At 67.2% G+C, this 26,300-nt stretch carries 24 protein-coding genes and 1 pseudogene; 18 read left to right on the plus strand and 7 right to left on the minus strand.

Annotation, left to right across the window (positions count from 1 at the left end; genetic code table 11):
- Nucleotides 1-133: 133 nt before the first annotated feature.
- A pseudogene (locus tag HPC46_RS34935) lies at nucleotides 134-268 on the minus strand (ABC transporter permease); the annotation flags it as partial.
- Between the two features lie 346 nt (nucleotides 269-614).
- Between HPC46_RS34935 and HPC46_RS10605 the strand changes: the two are divergent.
- Entirely contained in the window at nucleotides 615-1,421 is an 807-nt protein-coding gene (locus HPC46_RS10605; protein WP_179469525.1) for an SDR family NAD(P)-dependent oxidoreductase, read from the plus strand.
- A 1-nt stretch (nucleotide 1,422) separates the two neighbouring features.
- Here HPC46_RS10605 and HPC46_RS10610 read toward each other — a convergent pair whose 3' ends face one another.
- Nucleotides 1,423-2,010, minus strand: coding sequence for a TetR/AcrR family transcriptional regulator (locus tag HPC46_RS10610; protein ID WP_179469527.1), 588 nt, complete (start codon nucleotides 2,008-2,010; stop codon nucleotides 1,423-1,425).
- Nucleotides 2,011-2,074: 64 nt separating this feature from the next.
- On the opposite strand from HPC46_RS10610, the gene HPC46_RS10615 reads away from it, so the two are divergent.
- The 9 genes from HPC46_RS10615 to mddA all read left to right on the plus strand — a co-directional run bounded on the left by HPC46_RS10615 (nucleotide 2,075) and on the right by mddA (nucleotide 11,629).
- Nucleotides 2,075-3,229, plus strand: a complete 1,155-nt coding sequence (locus HPC46_RS10615) for an acyl-CoA dehydrogenase family protein (protein ID WP_179469529.1) — start codon at nucleotides 2,075-2,077, stop codon at nucleotides 3,227-3,229.
- Between the two features lie 290 nt (nucleotides 3,230-3,519).
- On the plus strand, nucleotides 3,520-4,641 hold the full coding sequence (locus HPC46_RS10620) for an ABC transporter ATP-binding protein (RefSeq protein WP_179469531.1): 1,122 nt from the start codon (nucleotides 3,520-3,522) through the stop codon (nucleotides 4,639-4,641).
- A gap of 67 nt (nucleotides 4,642-4,708) precedes the next feature.
- Complete coding sequence (locus tag HPC46_RS10625; RefSeq protein WP_179469533.1) at nucleotides 4,709-5,893, plus strand: polyamine ABC transporter substrate-binding protein; 1,185 nt, start codon at nucleotides 4,709-4,711, stop codon at nucleotides 5,891-5,893.
- A gap of 3 nt (nucleotides 5,894-5,896) precedes the next feature.
- Entirely contained in the window at nucleotides 5,897-6,772 is an 876-nt protein-coding gene (locus HPC46_RS10630) for an ABC transporter permease (protein ID WP_179469535.1), read from the plus strand.
- Nucleotides 6,769-7,632 (plus strand): ABC transporter permease, encoded by an 864-nt coding sequence (locus HPC46_RS10635; RefSeq protein WP_179469537.1) that lies wholly within the window; start codon nucleotides 6,769-6,771, stop codon nucleotides 7,630-7,632. The genes HPC46_RS10630 and HPC46_RS10635 overlap by 4 nt, the downstream gene beginning before the upstream one ends.
- A gap of 64 nt (nucleotides 7,633-7,696) precedes the next feature.
- Nucleotides 7,697-8,353, plus strand: coding sequence for a DedA family protein (locus tag HPC46_RS10640; protein ID WP_179469539.1), 657 nt, complete (start codon nucleotides 7,697-7,699; stop codon nucleotides 8,351-8,353).
- A gap of 54 nt (nucleotides 8,354-8,407) precedes the next feature.
- Entirely contained in the window at nucleotides 8,408-9,169 is a 762-nt protein-coding gene (locus HPC46_RS10645; RefSeq protein ID WP_179469541.1) for a hypothetical protein, read from the plus strand.
- Nucleotides 9,170-9,192: 23 nt separating this feature from the next.
- Nucleotides 9,193-10,761 carry an HD domain-containing phosphohydrolase gene (locus HPC46_RS10650; RefSeq protein ID WP_325096630.1) on the plus strand — a complete coding sequence of 523 codons (1,569 nt, stop codon included), beginning with the start codon at nucleotides 9,193-9,195 and terminating at the stop codon, nucleotides 10,759-10,761.
- A gap of 52 nt (nucleotides 10,762-10,813) precedes the next feature.
- Nucleotides 10,814-11,629 carry a methanethiol S-methyltransferase gene (gene mddA, locus HPC46_RS10655; RefSeq protein ID WP_179469545.1) on the plus strand — a complete coding sequence of 272 codons (816 nt, stop codon included), beginning with the start codon at nucleotides 10,814-10,816 and terminating at the stop codon, nucleotides 11,627-11,629.
- Here mddA and HPC46_RS35755 read toward each other — a convergent pair.
- Nucleotides 11,592-14,171: an AAA family ATPase gene (locus HPC46_RS35755; protein WP_179469547.1), complete on the minus strand. Its 2,580-nt coding sequence runs from the start codon at nucleotides 14,169-14,171 to the stop codon at nucleotides 11,592-11,594. The two genes, mddA and HPC46_RS35755, sit on opposite strands and share 38 nt — an antisense overlap.
- Nucleotides 14,172-14,301: 130 nt before the next feature.
- Here HPC46_RS35755 and HPC46_RS10665 point away from each other — a divergent pair, with 130 nt between their 5' ends.
- The 4 genes from HPC46_RS10665 (at nucleotide 14,302) to HPC46_RS10680 (ending at nucleotide 17,245) form a co-directional block, all read left to right on the plus strand.
- The gene (locus tag HPC46_RS10665) at nucleotides 14,302-14,586 is read left to right on the plus strand and encodes a DUF4242 domain-containing protein (RefSeq protein WP_005144299.1); all 285 of its coding nucleotides are present in this window, start codon (nucleotides 14,302-14,304) and stop codon (nucleotides 14,584-14,586) included.
- A gap of 8 nt (nucleotides 14,587-14,594) precedes the next feature.
- Nucleotides 14,595-15,956, plus strand: a complete 1,362-nt coding sequence (locus HPC46_RS10670; protein WP_179469549.1) for a PGRS repeat-containing protein — start codon at nucleotides 14,595-14,597, stop codon at nucleotides 15,954-15,956.
- Between the two features lie 27 nt (nucleotides 15,957-15,983).
- Entirely contained in the window at nucleotides 15,984-16,352 is a 369-nt protein-coding gene (locus HPC46_RS10675; protein WP_179469551.1) for a DsrE family protein, read from the plus strand.
- A 68-nt stretch (nucleotides 16,353-16,420) separates the two neighbouring features.
- Nucleotides 16,421-17,245: a DUF1206 domain-containing protein gene (locus HPC46_RS10680; RefSeq protein ID WP_179469553.1), complete on the plus strand. Its 825-nt coding sequence runs from the start codon at nucleotides 16,421-16,423 to the stop codon at nucleotides 17,243-17,245.
- A gap of 4 nt (nucleotides 17,246-17,249) precedes the next feature.
- On the opposite strand, the gene HPC46_RS10685 is transcribed toward HPC46_RS10680, so the two are convergent.
- Complete coding sequence (locus tag HPC46_RS10685) at nucleotides 17,250-18,044, minus strand: ketosteroid isomerase family protein (RefSeq protein ID WP_179469555.1); 795 nt, start codon at nucleotides 18,042-18,044, stop codon at nucleotides 17,250-17,252.
- Nucleotides 18,041-18,598: a nicotinamidase gene (locus HPC46_RS10690; protein ID WP_179469557.1), complete on the minus strand. Its 558-nt coding sequence runs from the start codon at nucleotides 18,596-18,598 to the stop codon at nucleotides 18,041-18,043. Before HPC46_RS10690 ends, HPC46_RS10685 begins: the two co-directional genes overlap by 4 nt.
- A gap of 56 nt (nucleotides 18,599-18,654) precedes the next feature.
- On the opposite strand from HPC46_RS10690, the gene HPC46_RS10695 reads away from it, so the two are divergent.
- Entirely contained in the window at nucleotides 18,655-21,585 is a 2,931-nt protein-coding gene (locus HPC46_RS10695) for an aminotransferase (protein WP_179469559.1), read from the plus strand.
- A gap of 1 nt (nucleotide 21,586) precedes the next feature.
- Here HPC46_RS10695 and HPC46_RS10700 read toward each other — a convergent pair whose 3' ends face one another.
- Entirely contained in the window at nucleotides 21,587-22,306 is a 720-nt protein-coding gene (locus HPC46_RS10700) for an MBL fold metallo-hydrolase (protein ID WP_179469561.1), read from the minus strand.
- A gap of 190 nt (nucleotides 22,307-22,496) precedes the next feature.
- Between HPC46_RS10700 and HPC46_RS10705 the strand changes: the two genes are divergently transcribed.
- From HPC46_RS10705 to HPC46_RS10715, 3 genes are read left to right on the plus strand one after another with little or no spacing between them, the layout of a single operon-like run.
- Nucleotides 22,497-23,771 (plus strand): MMP alpha-(1->4)-mannosyltransferase, encoded by a 1,275-nt coding sequence (locus HPC46_RS10705; protein WP_179469563.1) that lies wholly within the window; start codon nucleotides 22,497-22,499, stop codon nucleotides 23,769-23,771.
- Nucleotides 23,765-24,496, plus strand: a complete 732-nt coding sequence (locus HPC46_RS10710; RefSeq protein WP_179469566.1) for a class I SAM-dependent methyltransferase — start codon at nucleotides 23,765-23,767, stop codon at nucleotides 24,494-24,496. Before HPC46_RS10705 ends, HPC46_RS10710 begins: the two co-directional genes overlap by 7 nt.
- On the plus strand, nucleotides 24,480-25,556 hold the full coding sequence (locus HPC46_RS10715; protein ID WP_179469568.1) for an MMP endo-(1,4)-3-O-methyl-alpha-D-mannosidase: 1,077 nt from the start codon (nucleotides 24,480-24,482) through the stop codon (nucleotides 25,554-25,556). Before HPC46_RS10710 ends, HPC46_RS10715 begins: the two co-directional genes overlap by 17 nt.
- On the opposite strand, the gene HPC46_RS10720 is transcribed toward HPC46_RS10715, so the two are convergent.
- Nucleotides 25,546-26,226, minus strand: a complete 681-nt coding sequence (locus HPC46_RS10720) for a class I SAM-dependent methyltransferase (RefSeq protein ID WP_179469570.1) — start codon at nucleotides 26,224-26,226, stop codon at nucleotides 25,546-25,548. The two genes, HPC46_RS10715 and HPC46_RS10720, sit on opposite strands and share 11 nt — an antisense overlap.
- Nucleotides 26,227-26,300 lie beyond the last annotated feature (74 nt).

Raw genomic sequence — 26,300 nt, forward strand, 5'->3', positions numbered from 1 at the left:
AGTAGGTACGGTCTTCATGGCGGTCCCTTACTCCTTCTTCGAGGTGTACTTGGTCGTTCACCCGAAGACCTACCATCTGGCGGGCATCAGGTGAGGGACCGCCACCTCAAATTCCACGAAGACCGGGGCAACCTCGAAACGGCTTCCGAAACACAAACCGCACCGCATCAGCCGACATCGCAAACAAACCACCAATAGCCTGCATCGGCCCCGACATACCGCTCAACGCGATGCCCGGTGACCAACGATCTGCTGTCCGATTTGCCATGGGTGTCTTCTGAACCTCCAACATCGTCGCGGTCATCGCCCCAGCGCCATGGCACAAACCGGTCCAAAACTGGAACGTGTTTCAACGACGCCAACGCAGATTAGTGCACTTAGCGCCCGCGCGGTAGCGAATCTCGGCAATCGGGACCTGTGACTGGTGGTGTCGGTGTTTCGTCGTGTCGCTTCGAGACGACTTGAGCTCAAGTGTCTCGATTATGCGGCCCAGACGTCGACTCGATTTGGGACAGCCTGGATTCCGGTCAGCGGGATCGACTCCGCGCCCCGGGGACCGCGGCCCACAATGATCGAGGCCGCTGTCCCCGACCCCACAAAGGAGCCGACCCGCGATGTCGATCTTGCAGCGTTACACCGATCGTCGAGTACTGATCACCGGCGGCGGCTCCGGCATCGGGCAGGCCTGTGTACTGCGCATTCTCGCCGAAGGTGGTCGTGTGGTGGCCGCCGATATCAGCGAGTCGGGCCTGGCGGACACCACGGCCAAGGCCGCCGGCGCCGGTGACCGGCTGAGCACGGTGGTCATCGACGTCGGCAGCGAGGAGTCGGTGAAAACCGGTGTCGATGAAGCGATCTCCACGCTCGGCGGCCTCGACACGCTGGTGAACGTCGCGGGCATCCTGCGGTCGGATCACTTCCTCGACACCACGCTTGCGGCTTTCGAGCAGGTACTGCGGGTCAACCTCGTCGGCACGTTCCTCGTGACGCGGCAGTCAATTCCGGCTCTGCGCGCGGGATCTGCCCCGGCCGTCGTGAATTTCAGCTCGACATCGGCCGCTTTCGCTCATCCTTATATGTCGGCCTATGCCGCGTCGAAGGGCGGCGTGCAGGCCATGACGCATGCGTTGGCCGCCGAGTTCGCCACGGACGGCATCCGTTTCAACTCGGTGCAGCCCGGATCGATCTCGTCGGGGATGACCGACGGCACCGGCGAGTCCAAGCAGAGCGTCGGCCCCGGACTGCCCGATGATGTCGACTACAGCCTGTTCGGCCGGGTCGCACCCCTGCTGCCGTTTCCAAAGGGCGAGATATTCGCGAAGCCGGATGCCGTGGCCAATGTTGTCGCGATGCTGGGCAGCCCGGATGCGTACTTCGTGTCGGGCACCGAGGTCCGCATCGACGGCGGCGCCCACATGTGAGTCAGGCAGAGATGCCTGCGGTCAGGATGGCGGCCAGCTCGCGGTAGGCGGCCGCGTCGTCCAGCCCGGTCGCGGACCGCACGGTCCCCTGCTGGATGCGCACCATCATGGCTGCGGCCAGATCCGCGGCGAATGCGGCATGCACGTCCCGGAACTCTTGTGCGGCAACCCCTTCGGCGATCAGTTCGCTGACCCGGCGGGCCGCGATCGCGGTGTTCTGTTCATAGACCGCCCGGGCCGGCGCGAACGCGTCCAGGTCGGCCATGAACCGATCGGAGGCGACTTCGAGCGCGGTGCCGACCGCGGTGAGGTAAGCGGTGATCCGCTCACGCGCGCCATCGACCTCTGAGACCGTGTGTTCCACGTCGTCGGTGGCACGCCGGAAGAAGTACACGGTGACTGCGTGAACCAGCTGCTCCTTACTGCCGGCCAGCGTATAGAGCGTCCCCTTCGAACAGCGCAACCGTGCGGCGATGTCGTCGAGGGTCAGGTGGGCGAACCCCTCGGCGAGAAAGAGCGACAGCAGTGCGTCGAACAGCTCGCCGCGGCGCCGGGTCCCGAACGCCGCCGGGGAGGTGCGGGTGGCCATCCCCGAATAGTACTGATAGATGTAAGTCAGTACTATTCTGAGTATCAATCGAGAGGCCCCGCTCATGCCCGTCGACCGACTCCTCCCCGACCAGGACGCCGCGGATCTCATCGCGCTGACCCGCGACATCGGCGACAAAGTGCTCAGCCCGATCGTCGACGAGCACGAGCGCGCGGAGACCTATCCCGAAGGGGTGTTCGCCCAACTCGGTGCGGCGGGGCTGTTGAGCCTGCCGCAGCCGCAGGAGTGGGGCGGCGGCGGTCAGCCCTTCGAGGTGTACTTGCAAGTTCTCGAGGAGATCGCCGCGCGCTGGGCCGCAGTGGCGGTCGCGGTGAGCGTGCACAGCCTGTCGTGCCACCCGCTGCTGGCGTTCGGCACCGACGGACAGCGCGAACGCTGGCTACCCGGCATGCTGTCGGGTGAGCAGATCGGCGCCTACAGCCTGTCCGAACCGCAGGCCGGGTCGGATGCCGCCGCATTGCAGTGCAAAGCTGTGTTTTCCGCCGCCGAGGCGGCTCCCGGATACGTCATCAACGGTTCGAAGGCCTGGATCACCCACGGCGGGCGGGCCGATTTCTACACCCTGTTCGCGAGGACGGGCGAGGGTGGCCGCGGCATCTCCTGCTTCCTGGTGCCTGCGGATCTGCCGGGTCTGAGCTTCGGCAAGCCCGAGGAAAAGATGGGACTGGCCGCCGTTCCCACGACATCGGCGTTCTACGACAACGCGGTCATCGACGCCGGGCGCCGGATCGGCGCCGAGGGTCAGGGCCTGCAGATCGCGTTCAGCGCGCTGGACTCGGGCCGGCTCGGCATCGCGGCCGTGGCAGTAGGAATCGCACAGGCCGCCCTCGACGAGGCGTGCGCCTACGCCAACGACCGAACGACGTTCGGCCGCAAGATCATTGATCACCAGGGCCTGGGATTCCTGCTCGCCGACATGGCCGCCGCGGTGGCGAGCGCGCGGGCCACCTATCTGGATGCCGCTCGGCGGCGGGACGCCGGCCTGCCCTACTCGCAGCAGGCCAGCGTCGCCAAGCTGGTGGCCACGGACGCCGCCATGAAGGTGACCACCGATGCCGTCCAGGTGCTCGGTGGTGTCGGCTACACCCGCGACTTCCGCGTCGAGCGCTACATGCGCGAAGCCAAGATCACCCAGATCTTCGAAGGAACCAACCAAATTCAGCGGCTGGTTATCGCACGAGGGCTCGCGACGGCCTGAACGGCGATACGATCCGTCCAAGGACGACCTCGAGCCAACCGGGTCCGTGTCGAAAGCCGTGCCTCGACCCGGGTCATAACGAGCGATTCCATCGAAGAATTCATATTTCGTTGCGGAATCGGTTGCGAAGAGCACGCAAATCCGCAATCGTTTAGGAGCGGGGTCGACAGGCTGCTACTTCTCGTCGGCCCGCGGGACTACGAGGAGGACGGGCCCTGACCGACACCGGCGCCACCGCCACCCAGCAGACCACCGGAAAACCCGGATCCAAGCGCGCCACCGGCGCGCCCGTGATCGAGATCGACCACGTCGTCAAACGCTTCGAGGACTACGTCGCCGTCACCGACGCCGACTTCTCCATCGGGGCCGGCGAATTCTTCTCCATGCTCGGCCCGTCCGGCTGCGGGAAGACGACCACCCTGCGCATGATCGCCGGCTTCGAACAGCCCACCGAGGGCGCGATTCGGCTTGAAGGCGTCGACGTGTCGCGGGTGCCACCGCACAAGCGCAACGTCAACACCGTCTTCCAGCACTACGCCCTGTTCCCCCATATGACGGTGTGGGACAACGTCGCCTACGGCCCGCGCAGCCAGAAGAAAGACAAGGCCACCGTCAAGAAGAGCGTCGACGAGATGCTCGAGGTCGTTCGGCTCACCGACTTCGCCCAGCGCAAGCCTGCCCAACTCTCCGGCGGGCAGCAGCAGCGCGTCGCCCTGGCCCGCGCGCTGGTCAACTACCCCAGCGCGCTACTGCTCGACGAGCCGCTCGGCGCCCTGGACCTCAAGCTGCGCCACGTCATGCAGTTCGAGCTCAAGCGCATCCAGCGCGAAGTCGGCATCACGTTCGTCTATGTGACGCACGACCAGGAGGAAGCGCTCACGATGAGCGACCGGATCGCGGTCATGAACCAGGGCAATGTCGAGCAGATCGGCACCCCGACCGATATCTACGATCGGCCCGCCACCGTGTTCGTTGCCGGCTTCATCGGTCAGGCCAACCTGTGGCACGGCCGCCAAACCGGCCGCACCAACCGCGATTATGTCGAGGTGGAGGTGCTGGGCACCACGCTCAAGGCCAGGCCCGGCGACACCACGATCGAGCCCGGCGGGCAGGCCACGCTGATGGTCCGCCCCGAACGGGTCCGGGTGTCGATGGACCAGCCCACCGGAGACTTCGCGACCGTCGCCGCCAAGGTCGTCGACCTGACCTTCCAGGGTCCGGTACTGCGCTTGTCGATGGCTGCCGCCGACAACTCCCCGATCCTGGCCCACGTCGGACCCGAGCAGAACCTGCCCATGCTGCGCCCCGGGGACGATGTCTTCGTGGCCTGGTCACCCGACGCGTCGTTGGTCTTGCCCGCGGCCGACATCCCGACCACCGAAGACCTCGAAGAGATGCTCGACGATTCGTAAACCGGATCGACGCCGCGCCACGCCCGTTCATCGACCCAACTTCCCCCTACGAAAGGCACCACGGCACATGGCCACAGAGATCGACCCCCGGATCCTCGCTTCGCTGTCCTCCCGACGCCGGTTCATCGGTGGCGGTGCCGCTGCCGCGGCCGCGCTCGTCCTGGGACCGTCCTTCCTCGCCGCTTGTGGAAAGTCCGACAACAAGAGCAGTTCCAGCTCGCCTGCGGCCCCTGCCGACGACGGCTCCCCCGCCACCGGAAAGCTGCGGATCTCGAACTGGCCGCTGTACATGGCCGACGGTTTCGTCGCCGCCTTCCAGACCGCGACCGGCCTGACGGTGGACTACAAAGAGGACTTCAACGACAACGAGGAGTGGTTCGCCAAGAACAAGGAGCCGCTGTCACGCAAGCAGGACATCGGCGCCGACCTGGTGGTCCCCACCCAGTTCCTCGCCGCCCGGCTCAACGGGCTGGGCTGGCTCAACCCCATCGGTGAAAGCCGTTGGACCAACAAGAAGAACATGCGGACCGATCTGCTCAACGCCAAGGCCGACCCGGGCCGAAAGTTCAGCGCGCCGTACATGTCCGGCATGGTGGGCCTGGCCTACAACCGCGCGGCGACCAATCGCGACATCACCAAGATCGACGACCTGTGGGATCCGGCGTTCAAGGGCAAGATCAGCCTGCTGGCCGACACTCAGGACGGCCTCGGCATGATCATGCTCGCCACGGGCGGCTCGGTGGAGGACCCCACCTCCGACGCCGTGAACAAGGCGGTCGGCGTGATCAAGCAGCAGAAGGACGCGGGCCAGATCCGGCGGTTCACCGGCAACGACTACGCCGACGACCTGGCTTCCGGCAATGTCGTGATCGCCCAGGCATATTCGGGTGACGTCGTCCAGCTGCAAAAGGACAACCCGGATCTGAAGTTCGTGGTGCCCGACTCCGGCGGGACGACGTTCATCGACACGATGGTGATCCCGTACACCACCCAGAACCAGAAGGCCGCCGAGACGTGGATCAACTACGTATACGACCGGGCCAACTACGCCAAGCTGATCGCGCACACCCAATATGTGCCGGTGCTGTCGGACATGACCGACGAGCTCAACAAGATCGATCCGGGGCTGGCCGCCAACCCGTTGATCAACCCGCCGAAGGAGACCCTGGACAAGTTGAAGACCTGGGCCGCGCTCACCGACGAGCAGACCGACGAGTTCAACAAGGCGTACGCCGAAGTCACCGGCGGCTGACGCATGGCGGGAGTAGCCAGTAGCAACCGGCAGCGGAGCAAGATCGCTCCCTACCTGATGATCCTGCCCGCGCTTGCGTATCTCGGGGTCTTCTACGTGGTGCCGTTCGTATCGCTGTTCCGGACCTCACTGTCGGAGATGGGCGGCTCGATCTATCTGCCGGAGCTCACGTTCGCCTGGGATTTCGCGAATTACGGTGAGGCGCTGAGCACTTACCGCGAGCAGATCATGCGCTCGTTCGGCTATGCGCTGGCCGCCACTGTGCTGTGTATTCTGCTGGCTTTCCCGCTGGCTTATGTGATCGCGTTCAAGGCGGGCAGGTACAAGAATCTGCTGCTCGGCCTGGTGATCCTGCCGTTCTTCGTGACCTTCCTGATCCGCACCCTGGCGTGGAAGACGATCCTGGCCGACGACGGCTGGGTGGTTCACGCGCTCGGCACGGTCGGGTTGCTGCCGTCCGAAGGGCGCCTGCTGTCGACCGGCTGGGCGGTCATCGGCGGCCTGACCTACAACTGGATCATCTTCATGATCCTGCCGTTGTACGTCAGCCTGGAGAAGATCGACGCTCGCCTGCTGGAGGCGTCCCGAGATCTGTATGCCACCAACCGCAGAATGTTCGGCAAGGTGATCATGCCGCTGGCGATGCCCGGTGTGCTCGCCGGCAGCATGCTGGTCTTCATACCGTCGGTCGGTGACTTCATCAACGCCGACTATCTGGGCAGTACCCAAACCAGGATGATCGGCAACGTCATCCAGAAACAGTTCCTGGTGGTCAAGGATTACCCGGCCGCCGCCGCGCTGAGCTTCGTGCTGATGGCGCTGATCCTGATCGGCGTCCTGCTCTACACGAAGGCGCTGGGCACGGAGGATCTCGTATGACGACCGAGGCCGGCGCGGCGATCGCCCAGACGATCGATCATGGCGGGCTGGCCAAGCCGGGCCGCAACATCCGGGGAACGTTCAAGCTCGGCGACGTGGCGCTGCGGGTCATCGCCGGCCTGGTGCTGTTCTACCTATTCCTGCCGATCCTGGTGATCATCGTCTTCTCGTTCAACAAGCCGGCCGGCAAGTTCAACTACACCTGGCAGGGGTTCACGCTCGACAACTGGGCCGACCCGTTCAAATACCCCGCCCTGACCGAGGCATTGAAGCTGAGCCTGAACGTCGCCGCGGTGTCGACAGCGATCTCGGTTGTCTTCGGCACGCTGGTGGCCATTGCCCTTGTGCGCCAACGGTTCCGCGGCAGCAAGACGGTGGACACCTTCCTGGTGCTGCCGTTGACCTCACCCGAGGTCGTCATGGGTGCGTCGCTGCTGACGCTGTTCCTCGACCTGGGCTGGGCCACCGGATACGCCACGATCGTGATCGCGCACGTGGCATTCGAGATCAGCTTCATCGCGATGACCGTGCGGGCCCGGATCCGTGGCTTCGACTGGACACTCGAAGACGCTTCCCTGGATCTGGGTTCGGGCCCCACCCGGACCTTCTTCAAGGTGACCCTGCCGCTGATCGTGCCGGGCATCGTCGCTGCCGCGATGCTGTCGTTCGCGCTGTCGCTGGACGATTTCATCATCACGTACTTCGTCAGCGGCTCGACGGTGACGTACCCGCTGTACGTGAACGCTGCGGTGAAAGCAGCTGTGCCACCTCAGATCAACGTGCTGGCCACCGCGATCCTGGTGATCAGCCTGATCCTGTTGGGCCTTGGAACGCTCTATCGCCGCAAGCGCGACGGCTGAGGTCGACACGCGAGCACCGGTGGTAACTGCCGCCTAAGTGCCGTCGATACGGCATCCTTGGCGGGTGACGGTCGACTCGATACTGGAATCCATCCCGCCGCTGGCGGTGTACCTGGTCGTCGGGTTGATCATCGGCATAGAGAGTCTGGGCATCCCGTTGCCCGGCGAGATCGCGCTGGTGAGTGCGGCACTGCTGGCCTCCCGGCACACCCTGGACATCAGCCCGGTGTGGGTGGGCGCGGCAGCCACCGTCGGCGCCATCGTCGGCGACACGATCGGGTACACGATCGGCCGCAGGTTCGGGATGGGATTGTTCGAGCGGCTCGGCAAACGCTTCCCCAAACACTTCGGCCCGGGCCACGTGGCGCTGGCCAAGCAGTTGTTCGCCCGGTGGGGTGTGTGGGCGGTGTTCTTCGGGCGCTTCATCGCACTACTGCGCATCCTGGCCGGACCACTCGCCGGTGCGCTGCATATGCGGTACCCGCAGTTCCTGGCCGCCAACGCATCCGGCGCCATCTGCTGGGCCGGCGGCACCACCGCGGTGGTCTACTACCTCGGTATCGCCGCCGAGAAGTGGCTCTCGCGGTTCTCCTGGGTCGCACTGGTGGTCGCAATCCTCATCGGTATCGGGATGACCATGCTGCTCAAGGAACGCACCCGTCGCCTGATCGACCAGCTCGACGCCGAGCACGACTGGGAGACCCTGCGCAAGCCACAGTAGATGTGGGGCAGCTGCCCCATGCCCGGCCCCGCTGTGCGAAGCCAGCATGGGGCCATGACAACCATCAGCACCCCCCAGAGCGCGGTCCGCGCCGTCACCGACCATGCGAACCTGCCGGCCGGCACCGACGACCGGGTCGGCGGTTTCGGCATCATGGGCCTGCCGTTCGACACCGGGCACTATCTGGCCTACCGCGACTTCGGAGCGTCCTCGTTCTCCCCCGCCTACCGCTCGGTCTGGCATCGCGACCCCGACGGTCGCTGGACGTTCTATGCGACCACGCCCGCCGAGCAGAGCTGCGCCCGCTATTTCAGTTCGGCGACAACGATTCCGGCAGTGCAGTGCGCGATCGCGACGACGTGGGCCGATCCCTGGTCGTTGACGATCGCCATTCCCGGGCTGCTGCGGTGGACCGTCGGCATGGCCAGCACGGTGACCACCCGGACGGTCAGCCGGCTGGGCCGGGCACTGCCCGAGCGGGCCTGGGCGAGCAGACCGGTTCTGGCCGCGATGGGCCGGATGGCCGGGCCGCTGCTGGGAACGGGCGAGATGCGGCTGACTGGTCATGTCCCCAACGGTCAGGGGTTCCGCGTCGCGCCACGCCAGATCTGGGCGGTACGCGAGTCGCGGGCGGTGTTGCGCGGAATGAACCTCGGGGCCCTCGCCCCGCTGGCCACGCAGGACCGGCTGGCCGATTTCCGTCTCCCGCAGCGGGGGCTGTGCGTGATCGGCACAGCTCGGTTCGACAGCTTCGATCCGCACCGCCACATCTCGGCCCGGCACACCGCGCCAACGATGCCCGAAGCCGCATGTTAGGGAGCACAATCGAGCACGTGGCAGTGCCGAGGACCCCCGGAGGTCCCTCGCCCCGCGCACCGAGCCGCGCCGAATTGCTGGCCGCGCTCTCGGTGGCGATCGACCTCGGCCTGGGGCAGCCCGCCGAGCACATGCTGCGTGCCGCGCTGATCGGAACGCGGATCGCCGACCGGCTGGGCCTCGACCGCGATCAACGCGATTGTGTGTACTACGCGACGCTGGTCATGTGGATCGGCTGTCACGCCGACTCGCATGAATTCGCACAGTGGTTCGGCGACGACATCTCCGTGCGCCGCGACTCGTACCACGTCGACTGGGCCGGGCTGCCGTACTTCCGCTTCCTGGCCGCCAACATCGGCCGGGGCGAACCCCTCGCCCAACGGCTGACCGCGATCGCGACCCTGTTCATCAACGCCCGCGGGAACATGTCCCAGCTGATCCACTCGCACTGCACCTCGGCGGCACTGCTGGCCGACCGCATGGGGCTGGGTACCGGAGTTCAGGACGCACTGGGGTTCAGCTTCGAACGCTACGACGGCCGCGGTCTGCCCGGCGGCGTTCGCGGCGAGGACATCCCGATCGAGATGCGCGTGGCACAGGTCGCCGATATGGCCGAGGTGCACCACCGCACCGGTGGCGTGAGCGCCGCGGTGGACATGGTCTGCGAACGTAGCGGCCACCACTTCGATCCGAAGGTCGTCGAGGTCTTCACCGCCGACGCCGAGGCGATCTTGGCCGGACCGCAGGCCGGCGAGGTGTGGGACAGCGCGCTGGCGTGCGCCCCCGATCATCACCAGCCGCTGCAGCAGCAGCCGCTCGACGAGATGCTGGTAGCCCTTGGCGATTTCGTCGACTTGAAATGTCCTTTCACCCTTGGCCATTCACGCGCGGTCGCGCAGCTGGCCGGCGACGCGGCGGAGTTGGCCGGCCTTCGCGCCGAGGCGGTCACCCTGGTCCGGCGGGCCGGTCACGTCCACGACCTCGGCCGCATCGGCGTCTCCAACCAGGTGTGGTCCAAGCCCTCGACGTTGTCGGCGGCCGAGTTCGAGCGCATGCGCCTGCACCCCTACCTCACCACCCGCATCCTGAGCCGGATCAACGGCCTCGAGCAGGTCGCCCAGATCGCCGGCAATCACCACGAATGCGTCAACGGCACCGGCTATCCGCGCAGCCTGCCCGGCGCCGCGCTCGGCATGCCCGACCGGGTGTTGGCCGCCGCCGTCGCCTATCAATCGGCGTTGGAGCCGCGTCCTTACCGTGCGGCACTGGATCCGGCGGCGGCAGCGCGGCGGGTCCGGGACCGTGCACGTGGCGGCGAGCTCGACGACGTCGCCGCCGAAGCGGTCCTGCACGCGGCCGGCCATCGCACCCGGCGGCCGGGGACACGGCCCGACGGGCTGACGCCCCGCGAGATCGAGGTGCTGTGCCTGGTGGCTCGCGGCGCCTCCAACAAAGAGATCGCGGATCTTCTGGTGATCAGTGAGAAGACCGCCCGCAATCACGTCGAACGGACCTACGCCAAGATCGGCGTCTCCAACCGCATCGGCGCGAGCATGTATGCACTGCGGCACGGGTTGACCGAACCGCAGTAGTTGAGGCCGTTGCCCCATGATCGCCGCGGACGAGGCCGAAAGGATCGACATCATGACAAACATTTCGCCGTCCGCGTCGACGCGGACCCGCCGCATCCTGGCTGTTGGTTACGGGGTGGCCAGTTACCTCGTCTTCCTCGTCGCCTTCTGCTACGCAATCGGTTTCGTCGGCGGCCTCGTGGTGCCGCGCACCGTCGATCGCGGTATCGACGGCGCCCCATTCGGTGTCGCCTTGCTGATCAACACCGCGCTTCTCGGGTTGTTCGCCGTCCAGCACAGCGTGATGGCCAGACCCGCCTTCAAGCGTTGGTGGACCCGATTCGTGCCGCCGGTGATCGAGCGAAGTACCTACGTCCTGCTGGCGAGTCTTGTTCTGCTGCTGCTGTATTGGCAGTGGCGAACGATGCCCGCAGTGATCTGGCAGATCGGCCAGCCGGCAGTCCGGGCATCGCTGTGGACGCTGTTCGCGGCCGGCTGGGTCACCGTCCTAGCCGCCACCTTCATGATCAACCACTTCGAGTTGTTCGGTCTGCGTCAAGTATTCGCGGCCTGGCGCGGATCACCGGGCCGCAATACGGGCTTTCGGGCGAACCTGTTGTACCGGCTGGTGCGCCACCCGCTGATGCTGGGGTTTCTGGTCGCGTTCTGGGCGACGCCCGTCATGACCGCGGGTCATCTTCTGTTCGCGATCGGCACCACCGGCTACATCCTGATCGCCCTGCGACTGGAAGAACGTGATCTGCAGGCAGAGCTCGGTGAGCGCTACCAGGTCTACCGCAACAGCGTGCCGATGCTGATTCCGGGCCTGCGTCCCCGACGGCCGACTCATGTCACGACAGGATGCCCAGTTCGCGGCCCTTCCTGGTAGCCTCCCGTCGCCCGGCGACGCCGAGCTTGCCGAGTATCGCGGCCACATGGTGGTCCACTGTTCGGACCGACAGGTAAAGCCGCTCGGCCAGTTCGGCATTCGTCAAACCTTGGTCGATGAGACCCAGCACCTCGACTTGCCGGGCGGTCAGGCCGGCGGGGTTGCTGAGCGTGGCCGAACGACCTTTGCCCGGGACGACGCCGGCGCCTCCCAAGCGCAGATCACGGCGAATCTTGGCGGCCACGGCCGTCGCTCCGAGTCGATCGAGCACACTCAGACCGCGCCGCGTCAACTCGGCGTCACCGGCGTCGATGAGCGCGAGTGCAGCCTCATACGGCATCGAGCGCCGTTGGAACTCATCAGCCGCTGCTTCGAATTCGCCGTCGAGCAACAGCCGATGCGGCCCCGTCGCGCGGTCGGTGTCGACGCCGGGATCGAGTCGGTGCAACCACACCGCCAGATCGCCGATCGCCATGGCGATCCCGTCGGCGGCGCAGCTGTCCAGCAGAGTCCGGCACGCCGCGATCCGGTCGTCGGCCTTACCCGTCAGCCAGGCTTGCTCGGCGATCGCGGCCGCGGGAAACAGCTGGAAATGCTCGCCGAATCCGCGGAAGATCTGCCACGCCTCGTCCAGCCCCGATGCGGCGACACCTTCACGTCGAAGCGAGATCAGGGCCCGGACGATCCACGGCCAGGTGCTCACCAACGGCCAGCTCACGCCGGCCAGAACGGTGTCCGCGTCGGCGACGGCGTCGTCCCAATCACCCACCAGCAGAGCGATTCTCGCCCGAGTCGCGAACAACCACGACCGACCGAACGGAGCGTCTCGCTCGAGGCACAGCGGGACGCTGACGTCGAGCAGTTCCGCGGTCTGGTCGTGATTTCGCTGCTCGATGTCGATCAAGGCCAGGATCGAACAGCCATAGGCGTAGACATCGTCGGCCACGTGCTCGGTCGCGGCCGTGATCCCCGAGACGATCGCCTCACGGGCTCCAGCGTCGCCCACCAACCCGCCGCGGTAGCCTTCGACGATCGCGATCCGGCCACCGAGCACGGGATCATCGGCCGCAGCGACGTGCTCGCGCGCCTGCGCCAGCAGCAGTTCGGAACGTTCGATGTCGCCAGCAGAGATTGCGAAGTACGCCTGCGTCGTCAGGGCATGACCGAGCAGCACGAGCTCGGATCCGCCGCCCGGCTCGACGAGCGTGGCCACCGCCTGCGCTCCGTGGCGCTCGGCCGCCGCAAGATTCGCCTGGTATGACTCGTACAAGGCCAGAGCGTGATGATTTGCGCTGACTGCGGCGGGCTGCTCCAACTCCGCACGCAAGCTCAGCGCCCGGCGGCGCGCCTCGGTCGCCTCGTCGAGGCGATCGATCAGGTAGCACTCCTGCGCCAGCAGCTCCAGCAGCTCGGCCTCGCGTTCGGGAGCCAGCGCACCGCCGTGTTTGAGCGCGATGTGGTAGAACTCGGCCGCCTGGGTGTGCGCACCGGCTCGTGCCGCGACCCGCCCGGCCTCGGATGCAGCGGACAACGTGCGTGGCTGGTCACCGGCACCGAGTGCGTGGTGGGTCAGGATCGCTGGATCATGTTGGGCGGCAGCCTCGTACGCTGAGATCATCCGGCGGTGCAGCTCAGCCTCGGCGCCAGGCGGAATCACACTGGTGACCGCCAGCCGACACAGGTCATGACGGAAAGCCACACCTCGCTCGGTGCGCCGGATCAGCCGCGCTTCGTCCAGTGCGCGGAGTGCCGGCACGGTGACACCGAGACCGGTGAGCAGAAAGTTCGGGATCACACCGGGTGCACAGGCCAGCAAATTCAGCAGATCCCACTCCGCGACTTCGAGATTGACGGTTCGGGCCAGGATGGCGTCACGCACCGTCGTGGGGAGATCGTCACCGCCGTGCGCGAGCATCTCCCCGACGAAGAACGCGTTACCACCGGTAATGCCATGCAGCCAAACGGGATCGACTCCGGCGTCACCGGCGAGATCGGTCACGGCTGCCAGACTCAGTGGCGGCAACGGCAGCGTGGTGGCGGACACTGAGCGGGCCACGTCACCGAGCAGCGAGCGCATCGGGTGACTGAAACCGATTTCGTCGTCGCGTACCGTCCCGATCACGAGCGAGCGGGTGCGCCTGATCCGCCGCAGGATGAAGCGCAGCAGATCGATGACGGCCTGGTCGGCCCAGTGCAAGTCGTCGATCACCAGGATCGACGGCTGTGCTCTGAGGTCGGAGAAGACGGCGGTGAAGATCTCGTGCGGGTGGTCGGCGGTGGTCAAGAGCTGCCGCGTGTCGGAGCCGAGTTGATCGGCCAGATCGTGGATGGGGCCCAATGGCCGCGGAGTCGACAGCGGATCGCATCCGCCCCACAGCACCCGGGTCCGAGACGATCCCCGCTGCAGGAACGTCTCGACGAACGACGTCTTTCCAGCACCGGATTCCCCGGTGACGATCACCAGGGCGCCGCCGGAATCTCTCGCCTCGGCCGCACACGCGGCGAGAATTGCCAGCTCGTGCTCGCGCTCAGCGAATGCCACACCGGGATGTTACGGGCCGGCGCACATCTCCAGGTAGGTATCGCCGCGGTGTAGGTAGGTCCGGGGCCCGCACAAACATGGGCATCGGCTGCCGATGTCTGTCGCACGCCGATCGCCGAGCGTGAAGTGCATGAAACGATTCATCATCGAGCGTGAGATGCCCGGGGCAAGCGATCTCACCGCAGCCGAAGTGGCCGAGTTCGCGAGGCAATCGAACAATGCCATGGCCTCACTCGGCGTGCCCTACCGATGGCTCAACAGCTACGTCACCGCCGACAAGATCTACTGCGTCCACGAGGCCGACGACGAAGACGTGGTCCGTGAGCATGCCCGCCGTAGCGGATTTCCGGCCGACTCGGTGTCGGTGATCGCCACCGAGTTCGGTCCTTACACAACCCGTTTGATGAACAGCTGAGGACGAACATGGCCACGAACGCATTCATCATCGCACTGACCGCGGGCTCGTTCGCTGTTGTCGGCGCCGCCTGCGCGGCCACAGCTCACGCGGAGACCGACCCCGCACCGATTGTGATCATCGGTGCCGCAAAGGATCACAAGCCCGCAGACAGGCAGGCCAAGCGGGCCGCTTCGACGGTGCCATCTGCCCTGGGTGTCGGGCAGGACCTCGTCGGTTTCTTCATCAGCAACGGCGACGAGCCCGGCGAGAACGCCGGGTTGTTGATCGGCAACGGTGCCAACGGCGGCCTTGGCCAGGACGGCGGCCGCGGCGGCCTCCTGTTCGGTAACGGCGGCAACGGCGGGGTGGGCCTGCCCGGACAGGCCGGCGGCAAGGGTGGTGATGCCGGATTGTTCGGCAACGGTGGCGCGGGCGGCAACGGCGGCACCGACGTCAAGGTCGACACCGCCCCCGCAGCGGGCGGCCCAGGAGGAAAGGGCGGCAGCGGCGGCATCCTCGGTGGCACCGGCGGGACCGGTGGCGTCGGCGGGGCTGCGTTCACCGAGAAAGGCAACGCGTCCGCCGGGGCTGGCGGAACCGGGGGCGCCGCAGGCTTGTTCGGTAAGGCCGGCGACGGCGGCGCGGGAGGCTATGCAAATACCCTGACCGGCACCGCATACGGCGGCCAGGGCGGCAGTGGAGCGAACTCCTCATGGCTGGGCCCAGCCGGCAACGGGGGGCGGGGCGGCGGCGCAGGTGGTGAGGCTGTGGTCCACGCGGGAAACGGCGGCACCGGCGGCCATGGCCAAGGACTGGGCCGGCCCGGCGCCGGCGGCCCCGGTGGTCAGGCGTCGAGCCAGATGACGGCCATCGGAGGCAACGGCGGGAAAGGCGGAAACGCCGGGTTCATCGGGACCGGCGGCACCGGTGGGAGCGGAGGCAACACCGCGACCAACACCGGTGCCGCGTTCGGCGGCTACGGCGGCGGCGGTGGCCGGGGCGGTCTCGCCGGCCGCGGCGGCGCAGGCGGCGCCGGCGGCGCCGGCCAGAGCACGTCCGGCCAAGCCAGCGGCGGCAAAGGCGGGGACGGCGGAACCGGTGGCGCAGCCGCGCCCGGTGGCACCGGCGGACGCGGTGGCGGTGGTGTCTCCAACACCGGCGACGGCATCGGCGGCGACGGCGGAAAAGGCGGCGCCGGAGGCGTCAGGGGCGATGGCGGCACGGGCGGCAACGGCGGCCAGGGCGGCACGACGACGGGCAAGAGCTACGGGGGTAACGGCGGCCAGGGCGGCAATGGCGGCCAGGGCGGTAGTGGCGGCGCCGGAGGGACCGGCGGCCCGGGAAAGACCAGCAATGGCAACAACGGCAGCAATGGACAAGACGGTTAGCAGCAAACAACACACAGGAGGAAAGTCATGAACACCAACAACAAAGCAGCGATCAGCCTCTCCACCGGGCTCGAAGATCCCGAACGCGTCACGGTGGCCTTCCTGGTGGCGCTGGGCGCCGCCGAGGCGGGCCGCCCGACGATGATGTTTCTCGCGAAAGAGGCTGCCCGCCTTGCTGTTCCCGGCGTGGGTGTCGGCACCGCCTGCGAGGGCTGTCCCCCGTTGGGCGAACTCATCGAGCGCTACGAGCGGGCGGGCGGACGCTACCTGGTCTGCCCACTCTGCGTGCGGGCCAAGAATCTGGACACTGCCACCTTCATCGCCGGCGCCGAGGCCGGCGGCACGGTTCAGCTGTGGGAGTGGATCGGCGACGGGGCAACGACATTCAGCTACTGACGGACCAACCGCGACTCTGAAACCCCGCCGGCGTTTGCCGGCGGGGTTTCGTGGGAAGTCCACTGGTCATGGCTGACAATGCGGTACACGGTGCCGTGCAGGCGGCCACACATAGCAGGCCATTCGAACTCGCTGCGCGGGCCGGGTACAGCATCAGCGGCGTGCTGCACCTGCTGATCGCCTACATCATCGTGCGGCTGGCGTTCGGCTCCGGCGGCGGCAACGCCGACCAGTCCGGCGCGCTGGCGACGCTGGCAGCCCAACCCGGAGGCAAGATCGCCCTGTGGTTGACGGCGGCTGGTTTGATCGCCCTGGCACTGTGGCGGGTTGCCGAGGCGGTTATCGGCTCGCACCCCACCGAACCGGGGCGCGAACACGACGGCGCCTATGACGTGTTCGACCGCGCGAAGTCCGTCGGCCTGGCCCTGATCTACGCGGGCATCGCACTCGCCGCGGTGCGATTCGCCAACGGCGGTGGGCAATCCACCAGTGAGCAGAACACCGGACTCACCGCGCGGTTGCTCCAAACCGGTTGGGGCAAGGGAGTTCTGCTGATCGCTGCGGCGGTGATCATCGGCGTCGGCGGCTACCACGTCTACAAGGGAGTGTCGACGAAGTTCGAGGAGGACCTCACGATCAGCGGGGGTGGGCCGCTGATCACCCCATTGGGCATCGCCGGCTACACGGCGAAGGGAATCGTGTTGGGCGGCGCGGGGATCCTGCTGGTGGTAGCGACCGTGACGACCGATCCCGCGAAGGGCGCCGGGCTGGACGCCGCGGTCAAGAGCCTCGGCGAGGCACCCTTCGGTAGGGCACTGCTCGTTGCGGCTGCGATCGGCTTCGCCGCCTACGGCGCGTATTGCTTCGTCCTCGCCCGCTTCGCGCGAATGTAGCTGGCTACTCGGCGAAGTACTGCAGTCGAGTGATGGCGCCGCCGCCCGAACCCAGCTCGGCGATCAGCACCGCCGGCCTGGTGCCGCGCAGCGACGCGGTCACCGACGAACCAGCGGCGATCAGCTTGGTCCACGACGTGCCCGTCAGCTCGTCGCTGAAAGCGCTGAACTTCATCGGGTTTCGCTCACCACGGGTGATCAACGCGCCCGGCCCCAATGACCGCCAGGCCCGCAGTTGATCGCCTGCGGCGACGGCGTCGAGGAAGGCCCGCACCGTGCGCTTGCCCCGGAACCGGGCACCGCGAAAGCCGGTGGCGAAGCCCAGCGACCCGCGCAATCCCTGGTTGCGTATGAGCGCACGGCCCAATTCAAGAGCTTGCGGGCCGGCCGCCAACCCGTTGCCGGCGAACTGCACAACCATCGCGGGCAGTTCCCAGTACGCGCGCAGCCGCTCGATCCGCCACTGCGCCGCCACGTCGCGAAGGTCGTAGCGCAGCACCGCCGGGATACGCATCTTGACCGCCGGTCCCATGCCGACTTCGAGGACCACGTCCCGGATAACCGTTGTCTCCGAGACGATGTCGGCCCCATGATGAAAGACGATCTGGCGCGGTGCGATGAACGTGTCGTAGAACCGGCCGATGTGCAGCGCCCCGACATGCGGTCGCGAGCCCACCGGATCTTCGACCTGGCCGTCGGCGGTGAACAAACCCACCCAGCCGGCGCGGTCATGCTCGGCCGCCATCAACGGAGAACGGTCGACGGCGTCGAGGAGGGCCGAGCGCGGCTGCGGCATCATGCGGTGTGGACCAATTCGACGCCGTTGCCGCGCATCTCGTGCAGCGCCTCGGCCGTCGACCCGGGCGCAACTCCGGCCGTAAGATCCACCAGCACACGGGTTTTGAAACCGGCCCGAGTCGCGTCGGCCGCCGTCTGACGCACGCAGTAGTCGGTGGCGATGCCGGCGATGTCCACTTCGTCGACACCGTGGGCATGCAACCAATCGGTCAATGAGGTGTCGTCGGTGGCCCCTTCGAAACCGCTGTAGGCCGCGGTGTAGGCCCCCTTGTGGAACACCGCTTCGATCGGTGCGGTGTTCAATTCCGGATGGAAGTCGGCACCGGTGGTTCCCGCCACGCAGTGCCGAGGCCACGTGTCGACGAAGTCGGGCTGATCGGCGAAGTGAGCGCCCGGGTTCACGTGGTAGTCCTTGGTCGCCACCACATGGTCGTAGCCGTGGTCGCCGGCGAGCAACGCATTGATCGCGCGTACCACCGCGGCGGCCCCGGTCACGGCCAGCGATCCTCCTTCGCAGAAATCGTTCTGTACGTCGACGATGATCAGCGCCCGCATCTGCCCACCGTACGACAGATCCGATGCCGTCTACCCGCAGTACAGTTCGTAGCGAGATGACACTGTTCGACTTCTTCCAAGCCGAGGAACTACCAGTGCCGGCGATCACCCCGGCACAGGCCGGCGACATCGCCGCGACCCAGTTCGGGGTCGACGCGCAGGTGTGCGCCCTGGGTAGCCAGCAGGATGCGAATTTCTTGTTGAGCAGCTCCGACGGTGATCCGGTCGGCGTGCTCAAGATCGCCAACCCGGCGTTCTCCCGCATCGAGCTCGAAGCCCAGGATGCCGCGGCGGCCCACATCCCGGCGACCGAGCCCGATATCCGCACTGCGACCAATATCGCCCCGGCCGGCGCCGCACCCATCGCCGAACTGCGCGGCGAGGACGGCACCGTGCTCTACGCACGGATCATCGCCCACCTGCCCGGCGGCACGATGAGCGGCGACCAGTACGTCACCCCGGCCCGGGCGGCCGCGCTGGGCGCGCTGGCCGGGCGAACCGCACGCGCGCTGGCCGGATTCGACCACCCCGGCGTCGATCGCGTTCTGCAGTGGGATCTGCGCCATGCCCAACGCACCGTCGAGGTGCTCGCCACGCACGTCACCGACGTTGATCGTCGCAACGCCGTCGAGGCTGCGACCGCCGCGGCCTGGCGGGTGGTCGCCGAGCTGGCCGAGGACCTGCCGGTCCAGGTGATCCACGGCGACCTCACCGACGACAACGTGGTGTGCTCGTCACCGGAGACCGGCCGAATCCCGGACGGCATCATCGATCTGGGTGACCTGACGCGATCCTGGACCGTGGGAGAACTGGCGATCGCGGTGTCCTCGTTGCTCCGGCATGAAGGTGGTGAGCCCGCCGCCACGCTGCCCGCCGTCGCCGCGTTCCATGCCGTGCGCCCGCTGGGTCCTGCCGAGATCGACGCGCTCTGGCCGCTGGTCGTCCTGCGTGCGGCCGTCCTCGTGGTCAGCGGTATCCACCAGGCCTCGATCGATGCCGACAACGACTACGCCACCAGCGCCCTGGATTACGAGTGGCGGATCTTCGAACGCGCCGTCGAGGTGCCCAGCGAGGTCATGACCGCCCAGATTCGCGCTGTGCTCGGTGGTGCACACGCCCCTGATCCGGTTGCGGTCGAGGCCCCGCTACTCGGCGGGTTGGACCCGGCTGCCGTGACCCGGTTGGACCTGTCCACGGAATCCGATGCGATGGACGGTGGCCGGTGGCTGGCCGACGGCGTCGAGGACGACCTGGCCGTCCAGGCACTCATTCAGGGCGCCGACGCCGTCGTCAGCACGTTCGGCCAGCCACGCCTGACCCGCTCGGCGCCACTGAGCCCGCTGTCCACGGCCACAGTCGGCACCGGCGTCGATGTGTGGCCGGGCGCGCCGATGCCGCTCAACGCGCCGTGGGCCGGCGTAGTGGATGCCGTCACCGACGACAGTGTCACCCTGACCGGCACCGCAGGATCACTGCACGTGCGGGGAGCTCTGCGGGTCAGTGACCAGCTGCGGCCCGGGCAGAGTGTGGCCGCGGGCAGCCCGTTGGGCACCGCCGACGGCCATCTGTGGATCCAGTGCCGCACACAGCCCGAAGTGGTGGTACCTGATTTCGTCCGCGCCGAATACGCCGCGGGTTGGCTCAGCCTGGTCGAGGACCCCAGCGCGCTGCTCGGCCTTGCGCCGGCGACCCTCGCGGGCGACACCAGCGAGGGACTGTGGCGCCGTCGTGCGGACTCGTTCGCCGCCGTCCAGGAGCACTATTACCTCGACCCGCCCCGCATCGAACGGGGCTGGCGTGAGCACATGCTCGACAACGACGCGCGTAGCTACCTCGACATGGTCAACAACGTCGCGGTCCTCGGCCACGGCCATCCGGTGCTGGCGGATGCCGTCGCCCGGCAGTGGCGACGGCTCAACACCAATTCACGGTTCAACTACGGCGCGGTGGTGGCACTTTCCGAGCGGCTGGCCGCAACGCTGCCCGACCCCCTGGACACCGTGTTTCTGGTCAACTCCGGGTCGGAGGCCGTCGACCTGGCATTGCGGTTGGCGATGGCCGCGACCGGCCGCCGTGACGTGGTCGCGGTGGCCGAGGCCTACCACGGCTGGACCTACGCCACCGACGCCATCTCGACGTCGGTCGCCGACAACCCCAACGCGCTGGCCACCCGGCCGGACTGGGTGCACACCGTCCCCTCCCCCAATTCCTACCGCGGCGAGTATCGCGGACCGGACGCGGCCCGGTATGCGCCCGAGGCCGTCGAGATCATCGAAAACCTTGCCGCACAAGGAAAGCCGCCAGCGGCATTCATCTGTGAGCCGTTCTACGGCAATGCCGGCGGGATGGCGCTTCCCGACGGCTATCTCGCGGCCGTCTACACCGCGGTACGCGGCGCGGGCGGGCTCGCCATCGCCGACGAGGTGCAGGTCGGCTACGGCCGCACCGGCCGGTCGTTCTGGAGCTTCGAACAACAGGCCGTGGTGCCCGACGTCGTCACGGTCGCCAAGGCCATGGGCAACGGCCAGCCACTCGGCGCCGTGATCACCACCCGCGAGATCGCCGAGAAGTACCGGACGCAGGGCTACTTCTTCTCCTCGGCAGGCGGGAGCCCGGTCTCCTGCGTGGTCGGCCTGACGGTGCTCGACCTGCTGGAGTCCGAAGGTCTGCAGCGCAACGCCTTGACCGTGGGCGACCACCTGAAGGCCCGCATCGAGGAGTTGGCCACCCGCCACGAGCTGATCGGTACCGTGCACGGCAGCGGGCTGTACATGGGCGTCGAACTGGTGCGCGACCGTCTGACGCTGGAACCCGCGGTCGAGGAGACGGCGGCGATCTGCGAACGGCTGCGTGAACTCGGCGTCATTGTCCAGCCGACCGGCGACCGGCAGAACGTGCTGAAGGTCAAACCCCCGATGTGCATCACCGCCGAATCGGCCGACTTCTTCGTCGACATGCTCGACCGGGTGCTGTCCACCGGCTGGTGAGTCAGGCCTCGGAGATATCCCCGCGGGCGGCGAGCCAGTCCCGCTGAGCGGACACGAATCGGGCGTCGACCACCGCACCGTGGCCGGGGACGTAGATCGCATCGGGCCCGCCCAGTGCCAGTATCCGGTCCAGCGCTCGCGGCCAGGCCGTCAGGTCCGAGCCGGCGTCGATCGCCGGGTCGGCGGACTCCTCGACCAGGTCGCCACAGAACACCACCGCAGGGCCGCCTGTTGGCCGGGCCGGCACGACAACGACCAGGTCATGGTCGGTATGGCCGGGCCCGGGTGACTCCAGGTGCACGCTGCGACCGCCCAGGTCCAGGTCGGTGGTGGTCACGACGTGGTCCGGTGCCCGGACCCCGGCAATCGCCCGGTCCAGCCGTTGCGGGTCGGCACCGTAGCGCACCGCATGTGCGCGAACCTCGCCGATTCCGGTGGTCAGCGCCTCCGCCACCGCGGCAGGTGCGTATAGCACGGCCGTACCGAATCCCGCGGAGCCCAGAATGTGGTCGAAATGGTGGTGAGTCATGACGACGTCAGTCACCACGGCGCCAGTGAGGTCGCCGATGTCATCGGCGATCCGCGCGGCTTCGGAAAGCGTTGTGCCGCAATCGATCAGCAGGATCCGATCGCCCCCTGCGACCAATCCGACAGTGACGTCGAGAAAGGGCAACCGGCATCGGTACACACCCTCTGACAGCGTCTCCCAGCTGTAGTGCATATCCGTAGAAGATAGTCCCTGACATAGGGTGGGACCGGGCACTTACGTTGCAGTATGTAGCTAAGCGAATTATAGTCCAGACACATGTCCAGACAGCTCGCTGACCGTGTCCGGTTGTTAACACGATGACATATGCGAGCCCGGCGCGCGGTTCGGCCGTATCGGTCATGGACGTTGCAGGAGTGTGAAAATGCGGATCGCGTTGCTGTCCTATCGCAGCAAAACCCACTGTGGCGGGCAGGGCGTCTACGTTCGGCACTTGAGTCGCGGGCTGGTGGAACTGGGCCACGACGTCGAGGTGTTCTCCGGCCAGCCCTACCCCGAGATCCTCGATCCTCGGGTTCGGCTGACCGAGGTTCCCAGCCTCGACCTCTACCGCGAGCCCGACCCGTTCCGGGTGCCCCGCCCCAGCGAGATCCGCGATCGCATCGACGCGCTCGAGCTGGCCACCATGTGGACGTCGGGTTTTCCTGAACCCCGCACTTTCAGCCTGCGCGCCGCCCGGCTGCTGGCCGCTCGCCGCGACGAGTTCGACATCGTGCACGACAACCAGTGCCTCGGTACCGGCCTACTGCGCATCGCCGACATGGGCCTTCCCGTTGTCGCCACCGTGCACCATCCGATCACCCGGGACCGGGTGCTCGATCTGGCTGCCGCCAAGTGGTGGCGAAAGCCGTTGGTGCACAGATGGTATGGCTTCGCACAGATGCAGAAGAAGGTCGCCAGGAACATTCCCGACCTGTTGACGGTGTCGACGTCGTCGGCCACCGATATCGCCGATGACTTCGGGGTCAGCCCCCAGCAGCTGCGTGTCGTGCCGCTCGGGGTGGACACGGAGCTGTTCAAGCCGTCTGAGGCGCCGCGAGTTCCGGGGCGCATCATCGCGATCTCCAGCGCGGACCGTCCGCTCAAGGGCATCGGGCACCTGCTGCACGCCGTGGCCAGGCTGCGCGCCGAGCACGACCTGGAACTGCAGCTGGTGGCCAAGCTCGAGCCCAACGGCCCGACCGAGAAGCTGATCGCGGAACTGGGTATCAGCGATATCGTGCATACCTCCAGCGGACTGTCCGACGAGGAATTGGCAGGTTTGTTCTCGTCTGCCGAAATCGCGTGCATCCCGTCGCTCTACGAAGGTTTCTCACTACCCGCGGTGGAGGCGATGGCCAGTGGTGCACCGATCGTGGCCAGCCGCGCCGGAGCATTGCCCGAGGTGTTGGGGCCCGACGGGGAATGCGCGGACCTGGTGACGCCGGGCGACGTCGACGAGTTGATCGGGGCACTGGGCAGGCAGCTGGAATCCCCGGCGCGCCGGCAGTGGCTCGGTACCGCGGGCCGGCGTCGCGCACTCGACGTGTTCAGCTGGGAATCGGTGGCCGCGCAGACCGTACGCGTCTACGAGCAGGCCATCGCACGCACCGGCCGGCGCATCACCACCTCCGTCGAGGCGGTGGACGAACCATGCTGACCGTCGATTACGACCGGCTTGCCGTCGGACCGGGAACCAAGGTCATCGACGTGGGCGCAGGCGCCGGGCGGCACAGTTACGAGGCATACCGGCGTGGCGCCGACGTCATCGCGTTCGACCAGGACGCCGCCGGGCTGGCCGAGGTCGACACACTGCTGCAGGCGATGGGCCAGGCAGGCGAGGCCCCCGCGTCCGCCAAGGCGCAAGTCGTGGTCGGCGATGCGCTGGCACTGCCCTATCCGGACGGCGAATTCGACTGCGTGATCGCCTCGGAGATCCTCGAGCACATCCCTGAAGACGACGCCGCGATCGCCGAACTGATCCGGGTTCTCAAGCCGGGCGGCAAGCTGGCGGTGACGGTGCCGCGGTGGCTGCCCGAGCGGATCTGCTGGCTGCTTTCCGACGAGTACCACGCCAACGAGGGCGGCCACATCCGTATCTACAAGGCGGATCAGTTACAGGACAAGCTTGTTCGCGGCGGTCTCACCTTCACCCACTCCCATCACGCGCACGCGCTGCATTCTCCGTTCTGGTGGCTCAAATGTGCTGTCGGCGTGGAGAAGCCGGAACACCCGGCGGTCAAGGCGTATCACAAGCTGTTGGTGTGGGACATGATGTCGAGGCCCGCCCTGACCCGAGTGGCCGAAGCAGCCCTCAATCCGCTGGTCGGTAAGAGCGTTGCCCTCTACTTCGAGAAGCCGATCACGAATGCCGCGCCTGTCTGATCTCGAGGGTGTGCCCGGCGTCGCCGGCATCCTCACGCCACAACAGTGCCGCCAGACGGCGGAATCCATTGCGGCCGTGCAGGAGTCCTCGGGCGAGATCCCGTGGTCGGAGACCGGTCACACCGACGTCTGGGACCACGTCGAATGTGCGATGGCCATGACCGCGGCAGGCCTGCTCGAACCCGCCCGCGCGGCCTACGAGTGGTGCCGCCGCGAGCAGCGGGCCGATGGCTCGTGGCCGATCCAGTATCGACGCGGTGTGATCGAGGATGCCAACAGCGACAGCAACTTCTGTGCGTACATCGCCGCCGGGGTCTGGCATCACTTCCTGGTGACCGGCGATCTGGGGTTCGCCGAGCACATGTGGCCCACCGTTCGGGCCGGTATCGATTTTGTCCTCGGCATGCAGGCCGGCACCGGTGAAATCTATTGGGCCCAAGGCCCGTCGGGCGTTCTCGAAGAAGCGCTGCTGACCGGTTGCGCCAGCGTCTACCACAGCATCCGGTGTGCGGTCGCGCTCGCCGAGAGACTCGACGACCCGCAACCGGAATGGGAGGTGGCGCTGGGCCACCTCGGCCACGCGATCGCCGAACACCCCGACGCCTTCACCGAGAAGCCGCATCATTCGATGGACTGGTACTACCCGATTCTCGGTGGCGCACTGCGCGGCTCGCAGGCTCGCGCCCGGATCGCCCAGCGCTGGCACGATTTCGTCGTCGACGGACTGGGCATCCGCTGCGTCGACGACCGGCCCTGGGTGACCGGAGCCGAGACCTGCGAACTGGTCATGGCACTGGACACGATGGGCGATCGGCGGCGGGCGCTCACCCAGTTCGCCGCGATGCAGCACCTGCGCGAGCAGGACGGCTCCTACTGGACCGGACTGGTGTTCGCCGACGGCAAGCGCTGGCCGGTCGAGCGGACGACGTGGACCGGCGCCGCGGTGATCCTGGCCGCCGACGCGTTGTCGGCGACCACCGGCGGCAGCGGCATCTTCCGCGCCGCCGACCTACCGCGCGGCCTGGAGGGCGACTACGACTGTGAATGCGTCAGGCGCTGAGTGGATCCTCGCCCGCCGAACCGGCGGTGCGTTCCAGCACCCGCAGCGAACCGGTGCAGCCGACCTCGGTGAAATGACCGGATTCCACAGCGCGGCAATAGATGTTGTACGGCGGGCGGCCACCGTCTCTGGGATCGGGGAACACGTCGTGGATGACCAGCGCACCGCCCGCCTCGACCCATTTGGCCCAGCCTTCGAGGTCTTGCTGCGCGGCGGCCTCGCTGTGCCCACCGTCGATGAACAGCAGTTGCAGCGGCGTCCGCCACCCGCGTGCCACGACCGGCGACTTGCCCACCACCGCCACGATCGTGTCGTCGAGGTCGGCAGCGTCCAGGGTCCGGCGGAAGGTGGGCAGGGTGTCGAATCGACCGCTGACCGGATCGACCATCGTCGTGTCGTGGAATTCCCAACCCGCCTGGTGCTCTTCGGATCCGTGATGGTGGTCGACGGTGTAGAGCACACTGCCGGTTGCCGCGGCCGCAGCGCCGAACATGACGGTGGATTTGCCGCAGTAGGTACCGATCTCGACCGCCACCCCGGCGTCCAGGTAGCGCAAGGCCGCCTCGTAGAGCGCGCGACCTTCGTCGGCGGGCATGAAGCCCACGATCTGCTCGGCCAATTCGAAAAGGCGGGAAGTTTGCGCGGCGAGGGTAGTGTCGGTGCGGCTCATGTTCCGAACCTAACCCTTATGCATGGTCCATGGCCAGCGCGCACCTTGTCGCTACAGATGGCTTGTAGTAGCGT

Source organism: Mycolicibacterium vinylchloridicum, assembly GCF_013404075.1.
GTDB classification, from domain to species: Bacteria; Actinomycetota; Actinomycetes; order Mycobacteriales; family Mycobacteriaceae; genus Mycobacterium; species Mycobacterium vinylchloridicum.

Bases quoted from the DNA above. Each gene is read 5' to 3' on its own strand.
- HPC46_RS10605 (WP_179469525.1), top strand. From the start codon at position 615: ATGTCGATCTTGCAGCGTTACACCGATCGTCGAGTACTGATCACCGGC.
- HPC46_RS10610 (WP_179469527.1), bottom strand. From the start codon at position 2,010: ATGGCCACCCGCACCTCCCCGGCGGCGTTCGGGACCCGGCGCCGCGGC.
- HPC46_RS10615 (WP_179469529.1), top strand. From the start codon at position 2,075: ATGCCCGTCGACCGACTCCTCCCCGACCAGGACGCCGCGGATCTCATC.
- HPC46_RS10625 (WP_179469533.1), top strand. From the start codon at position 4,709: ATGGCCACAGAGATCGACCCCCGGATCCTCGCTTCGCTGTCCTCCCGA.
- HPC46_RS10630 (WP_179469535.1), top strand. From the start codon at position 5,897: ATGGCGGGAGTAGCCAGTAGCAACCGGCAGCGGAGCAAGATCGCTCCC.
- HPC46_RS10635 (WP_179469537.1), top strand. From the start codon at position 6,769: ATGACGACCGAGGCCGGCGCGGCGATCGCCCAGACGATCGATCATGGC.
- HPC46_RS10645 (WP_179469541.1), top strand. From the start codon at position 8,408: ATGACAACCATCAGCACCCCCCAGAGCGCGGTCCGCGCCGTCACCGAC.
- mddA (WP_179469545.1), top strand. From the start codon at position 10,814: ATGACAAACATTTCGCCGTCCGCGTCGACGCGGACCCGCCGCATCCTG.
- HPC46_RS10665 (WP_005144299.1), top strand. From the start codon at position 14,302: ATGAAACGATTCATCATCGAGCGTGAGATGCCCGGGGCAAGCGATCTC.
- HPC46_RS10670 (WP_179469549.1), top strand. From the start codon at position 14,595: ATGGCCACGAACGCATTCATCATCGCACTGACCGCGGGCTCGTTCGCT.
- HPC46_RS10675 (WP_179469551.1), top strand. From the start codon at position 15,984: ATGAACACCAACAACAAAGCAGCGATCAGCCTCTCCACCGGGCTCGAA.
- HPC46_RS10680 (WP_179469553.1), top strand. From the start codon at position 16,421: ATGGCTGACAATGCGGTACACGGTGCCGTGCAGGCGGCCACACATAGC.
- HPC46_RS10685 (WP_179469555.1), bottom strand. From the start codon at position 18,044: ATGATGCCGCAGCCGCGCTCGGCCCTCCTCGACGCCGTCGACCGTTCT.
- HPC46_RS10690 (WP_179469557.1), bottom strand. From the start codon at position 18,598: ATGCGGGCGCTGATCATCGTCGACGTACAGAACGATTTCTGCGAAGGA.
- HPC46_RS10695 (WP_179469559.1), top strand. From the start codon at position 18,655: ATGACACTGTTCGACTTCTTCCAAGCCGAGGAACTACCAGTGCCGGCG.
- HPC46_RS10700 (WP_179469561.1), bottom strand. From the start codon at position 22,306: ATGCACTACAGCTGGGAGACGCTGTCAGAGGGTGTGTACCGATGCCGG.
- HPC46_RS10705 (WP_179469563.1), top strand. From the start codon at position 22,497: ATGCGGATCGCGTTGCTGTCCTATCGCAGCAAAACCCACTGTGGCGGG.
- HPC46_RS10710 (WP_179469566.1), top strand. From the start codon at position 23,765: ATGCTGACCGTCGATTACGACCGGCTTGCCGTCGGACCGGGAACCAAG.
- HPC46_RS10715 (WP_179469568.1), top strand. From the start codon at position 24,480: ATGCCGCGCCTGTCTGATCTCGAGGGTGTGCCCGGCGTCGCCGGCATC.
- HPC46_RS10720 (WP_179469570.1), bottom strand. From the start codon at position 26,226: ATGAGCCGCACCGACACTACCCTCGCCGCGCAAACTTCCCGCCTTTTC.